This window comes from Flavobacterium sp., from assembly GCF_046317795.1.
In the GTDB taxonomy this organism is placed as follows: domain Bacteria; phylum Bacteroidota; class Bacteroidia; order Flavobacteriales; family Flavobacteriaceae; genus Flavobacterium.
Genome location: NZ_JBKCVI010000002.1, coordinates 1 through 4,867, shown reverse-complemented (window position 1 = coordinate 4,867; position 4,867 = coordinate 1). Strand labels below are relative to the sequence as shown.

Annotated in this window: 6 protein-coding genes; 5 read left to right on the top strand and 1 reads right to left on the bottom strand. The window is 34.0% G+C overall.

Going from position 1 to position 4,867, the window contains the following annotated elements:
- On the bottom strand, positions 1–466 hold a 466-nt coding region (locus ACK5ON_RS00045), incomplete at its 3' end, for an anhydro-N-acetylmuramic acid kinase (RefSeq protein WP_409818693.1).
- Positions 467–625: 159 nt separating this feature from the next.
- Here ACK5ON_RS00045 and ACK5ON_RS00040 point away from each other — a divergent pair.
- From ACK5ON_RS00040 to ACK5ON_RS00020, 5 genes are all read left to right on the top strand, one after another.
- The gene (locus tag ACK5ON_RS00040) at positions 626–1,468 is read left to right on the top strand and encodes a DUF6268 family outer membrane beta-barrel protein (RefSeq protein WP_409818690.1); all 843 of its coding nucleotides are present in this window, start codon (positions 626–628) and stop codon (positions 1,466–1,468) included.
- Positions 1,469–1,623: 155 nt separating this feature from the next.
- Positions 1,624–2,760 carry an acyl-CoA dehydrogenase family protein gene (locus ACK5ON_RS00035; RefSeq protein ID WP_409818688.1) on the top strand — a complete coding sequence of 379 codons (1,137 nt, stop codon included), beginning with the start codon at positions 1,624–1,626 and terminating at the stop codon, positions 2,758–2,760.
- Between the two features lie 86 nt (positions 2,761–2,846).
- A complete protein-coding gene (locus ACK5ON_RS00030; RefSeq protein WP_409818686.1) occupies positions 2,847–3,524 on the top strand; it encodes an SDR family NAD(P)-dependent oxidoreductase in 678 nt (225 codons plus the stop codon).
- A gap of 16 nt (positions 3,525–3,540) precedes the next feature.
- Positions 3,541–4,374 (top strand): Bro-N domain-containing protein, encoded by an 834-nt coding sequence (locus tag ACK5ON_RS00025; RefSeq protein ID WP_409818683.1) that lies wholly within the window; start codon positions 3,541–3,543, stop codon positions 4,372–4,374.
- On the top strand, positions 4,374–4,867 hold a 494-nt coding region (locus tag ACK5ON_RS00020; RefSeq protein WP_409818681.1), incomplete at its 3' end, for a SprT-like domain-containing protein. The genes ACK5ON_RS00025 and ACK5ON_RS00020, both read left to right, overlap by 1 nt.

Here is a 4,867-nt window from a genome sequence, read left to right as displayed (position 1 = left end):
CAAAAAGAATGCGGTCACCTATAGGAACTAAAGGCGCGCCTTGTCCACCCAATTGTACATCTTGCACTCTGAAATCGCAAACGATAGTGTGGTTAACAATCCTAGCAATTTCAGGAAGATTGCCTATTTGTAACGTGAAACCGTTTTGAGGTTGGTGCAAAATAGTATGACCATGACTGCAAACGGCATCAAGAGAATTCAAGTGATGTTTGTCAATAAAAGCAGTAATGATATTCCCCAATAAAACTGTGTAGTCTTGGTTCAATTTGGCTAATTGTTCCTTAGAAAAGTCTACCGCAGATCTTAGTTTGTTTAACCAGTCTTGGCTGTAACTAATCGTCTCGCATTCAAGAATAGTATACTGCCATTTATCCTTGATAATAGTAAAATTTACATGAGCCAAATCAACCCCATCAAGCGAAGTGCCCGACATTACACCAATAATGCTATATTTTTGTTCAAACATTTGCTAAAATTTATAGAAGTTGGAAAGTTAATTATTATATGGTATTTTTGACTATTTAATCCATGATTTTACAAAATTATCATTTTTATAATTTCAACTACTTGCACCAATTCAAAAATGCCATTTAAAAAAAAAATTCAATATAATTATACCTAAAAAATGAAAAAATTAATACTACTTACAGGAATTTTAATTCCGCTTTCTTTTTATGCTCAAGTTGAAAATAGAGCGACTTTATTTTATACTTATTACGCACCATCATCAAACAATGTGTTGAACTCTATCGAACAATCAAATATTGATTTTCAATATTACTTGAAAAGTAAGGTCATTGCAAAAAAAATCAAATGGGATAATAATGTTGCTTATCGTTCAGTTTCTGTAGATGACGCTGTAACCAAAAATCTTTATGATTTATCATATACTTCTTCTTTTGTTTACACTAAAAAAGGGAAGAATTTCATTATTGGATATGCACGGTTGAGTGTAAGAAGTCAATACAACACGACTTTGACTTCTGACGCACTATTTCCATGGTTCTCTTTTGGTTATATGAGACAATCCCAAACCAATAAATCCATAAGATGGGGTGCAGGAATTAATTACAATAATGACTTTGGTAAAAATGTATTGTTGCCTTTCTTTATTTTTAATTATGAAACTCAAAAGATGCGTTTCAATGCTACTTTACCAAGTTCTATTTTGCTTTTGTTTAAAGAAAATAAAAAGTTGTATTATGGATTAAACGCTACATTAACTTCATCAATATTTGATGTTGAAGACAATTCATATGAAAAATTACAAATTTTAAATGCCAACTTTTTTGCCTTTACACAAATAAAACTTTTCAATAAACTCTGGTTTGAAGTTAAGCCTGGAATTACTTTAAGACGTAATTTTAATTTTTTACAAAATAATTTTGAACCTCTAAATGCCGATTCAAAAAACAGATTAGATCCTAATTTTGTCGTGACGTCTGGTTTGCTGTATAAGATAAACTAATACATATTGCTCAAATGACTAAACAAAATCTGTTCAAAAACTTCGATATATTTCAATAGATTCTAAATTTACGAAAACGTTTGAAATTTTAAGTTTTAAGTGCTATTTTTGTGCACCAAATCGAAAAGATTCAATCATCATAATACTAAAAGCTCATGGATTTTAATTTAACCGAAGAACATGTAATGATACAACAAGCAGCAAAAGATTTTGCAATCGCAGAATTATTGCCTGGTGTAATTGAAAGAGACGAACATTCTAAATTCCCAACCGAACAGGTCAAAATGATGGCACAACTTGGTTTTATGGGAATGATGGTTGATCCTAAATATGGAGGTTCAGGATTAGACGCTATTTCATATTGTTTAGCATTAATTGAAATTGCTAAAATTGATGCATCTGCCGCAGTTATTATGTCGGTAAACAATTCATTAGTATGCGCTGGAATTGAAAAATATGCCAACGAAGAACAAAAAATGAAATACCTAGTGCCATTAGCAAAAGGCGAAGTGATTGGTGCATTTTGTCTTTCTGAACCAGAAGCAGGAAGCGATGCGAGTTCCCAAAAAACAACCGCCAAAGACATGGGCGATTATTATTTGTTAAACGGAACCAAAAACTGGATTACTAATGGAAATTCAGCTTCGACCTATTTAGTAATGGCGCAAACCGATGTTGAGAAAGGACACACAGGAATCAATGCTTTTATTGTTGAAAAAGGTTGGTCGGGTTTTGAAATTGGACCAAAAGAAAAGAAAATGGGAATTCGTGGTAGCGATACGCATTCGCTTATGTTTACTGATGTAAAAGTTCCAAAAGAAAACAGAATTGGTGCTGATGGTTTCGGGTTTAATTTTGCGATGAATGTTTTGAACGGTGGAAGAATCGGGATTGCATCTCAAGCTTTAGGAATTGCTACGGGTGCTTATGAATTGGCCTTAAAATATTCACAAGAAAGAAAAGCATTTGGTAAAGAAATTTTCAAACATCAAGCCATTGCTTTCAAATTAGCTGATATGTATGTAAAAATCACAGCCGCCAAATTATTGATTATGAAAGCGGCTTGCGAAAAAGATGAAGGCAAAGACATTGCACACTCAGGCGCTATGGCAAAATTATATGCGTCTGAAATTGCATTAGAAGTGGCAAATGAAGCGGTTCAAATTCACGGAGGAAACGGTTACGTAGCCGAATACCATGTAGAACGCATGATGCGCGATTCGAAAATCACCCAAATTTATGAAGGAACTTCCGAAATTCAACGAATTGTTATTTCAAGAGGTTTGGTATAATATAAATTTTGAAGTCAAATATACCCTTTCAGAAATTCATTTTTGAAAGGGTATTTTTTATTATTTTAGCATTTGAAAATAATGATATGAAAAACATCATCATCACAGGAACATCTCGTGGCATTGGATTTGAGTTGGCATTGCAATTTGCCAAAGCAGGACATCAAGTGTTAGCCATCTCGCGTAAAATAGCACCAGAGTTTCTTAGCAATCAAAATATCACATCACTTTCTGTTGATTTATCTGAGGAAGATGATTTGGTTCAAGTTCAAAACTTCCTTTTACAAACTTGGAAAAAAGTTGACATCATCATTCACAACGCTGGAAGTTTGTTACTCAAACCGTTTGCTCAAACTACACAAGAAGATTTTGAAAACATCTATAAAGTCAATGTTTTTGGTGTTGCCAATCTTACCCGTCTATGTTTGCCCTATTTGCAAAAAGGAAGTCACGTGGTTTCCATCAGCTCTATGGGAGGCATTCAAGGAAGTATGAAATTTGCTGGACTTTCGGCTTATAGTTCCAGCAAAGGAGCGGTAATCACACTTTCAGAACTTTTAGCAGAAGAATATAAAGACAGCGGAATAACTTTCAATGTTTTGGCACTCGGTGCTGTGAATACCGAAATGCTTCAGGAAGCTTTTCCAGGATACGAAGCACCAATTTCTGCTAAAGAAATGGCGGATTATATTTTCAATTTTGCATTAAATGGGAATAAATACCATAATGGGAAAGTGATACAAGTTTCGGCTACAACTCCATAATTTTAGATTATATAATATGAAACAACAAAACGCCATTCAATTATTTGAAGATAAAAAAGTACGAACCATTTGGGATGAAGAACAAGAAAAATGGTTCATTTCTATTATTGACGTAGTTGAAATTTTGACCGAAAGTCCAAACCCTCGTAAATATTGGAGTGTTTTAAAAGTCAGACTTAAAAAAGAAGGAAGTCAGTTGGCTACAAATTGTAGTCAACTGAAAATGCAATCTTCGGATGGAAAATTTTATAAAACAGATGTTGCAGATACCGAACAACTTTTTCGGTTAATTCAATCTATTCCTTCACCAAAAGCAGAACCATTTAAACTTTGGTTGGCAAAAGTTGCAACGGAACGTTTGGATGAAATGCAAGATCCCGAACTTACCATTGATAGAGCTTTAGAGCAGTATATGCAATTAGGATATTCTGAAAACTGGATAAATCAACGACTAAAAAGTATTGAAATTCGCAAAGAACTTACTAATGAATGGAAACGTAGAGGCATGAAAGAAGGACAGCAATTTGCAACATTGACCGATATAATTTCAAAATCGTGGTCGGGGAAAACAACAAAAGAATATAAGATTTTGAAAGGGTTGAAAAAAGAAAATCTTCGAGACAATATGACTAATACGGAATTGATATTAAATATGTTAGCCGAAGCTTCTACCAAAGATATTTCACAAGCTACAAATCCTGAAACCTTTGAGGAAAATAAAAAAGTTGCTAATCAAGGAGGAAATGTGGCTAAAGTCGCTATGAAAGAATTGGAAACCAAAACAGGTAAAAAAGTTGTGAGTTCACTCAATGCAAAGTCATTATTAAATTCAAATAAGAAGATTGGATAATGAGCGAAGTCCTTTCAAAATACCTGCCCGAACATGCTGTTCATTCTTGTTTTGAATTAATCAAAAAAAACAATGTTCACTTAAAAATTGTCAACGAAAGACAAACGCGTCATGGAGATTACCGCAGAGCAGTAGGAGGAAAGCACGAAATTACTGTTAACGCCAATTTGAATAAATACAGGTTTCTAATAACTTTAGTTCACGAAATTGCCCATTTAGTGGCTTATGAAAAGTATGGACGAATGATAAAACCACATGGCAACGAATGGAAGCATACGTTTCAAAGAATGATGGTTCCTTTTATTCGTCCTGAAATTTTTCCACATTCGGTGTTGCCTTTGGTTGCGAATCATTTCAGAAACCCAACAGCCAGTAGTGATACTGATGCTCGATTGGCTTTTGCCTTAAAGCAATTTGACGAACGAAAACCCGATATTCATTTCATACACGAAGTGCCAAGCGGCAGTATGTTCCGAATAAAAAATGGCAGAAT

Coding starts and splice junctions, on each gene's coding strand:
- ACK5ON_RS00035 (WP_409818688.1), top strand. CDS start 1,624: ATGGATTTTAATTTAACCGAAGAACATGTAATGATACAACAAGCAGCA.
- ACK5ON_RS00040 (WP_409818690.1), top strand. CDS start 626: ATGAAAAAATTAATACTACTTACAGGAATTTTAATTCCGCTTTCTTTT.
- ACK5ON_RS00030 (WP_409818686.1), top strand. CDS start 2,847: ATGAAAAACATCATCATCACAGGAACATCTCGTGGCATTGGATTTGAG.
- ACK5ON_RS00025 (WP_409818683.1), top strand. CDS start 3,541: ATGAAACAACAAAACGCCATTCAATTATTTGAAGATAAAAAAGTACGA.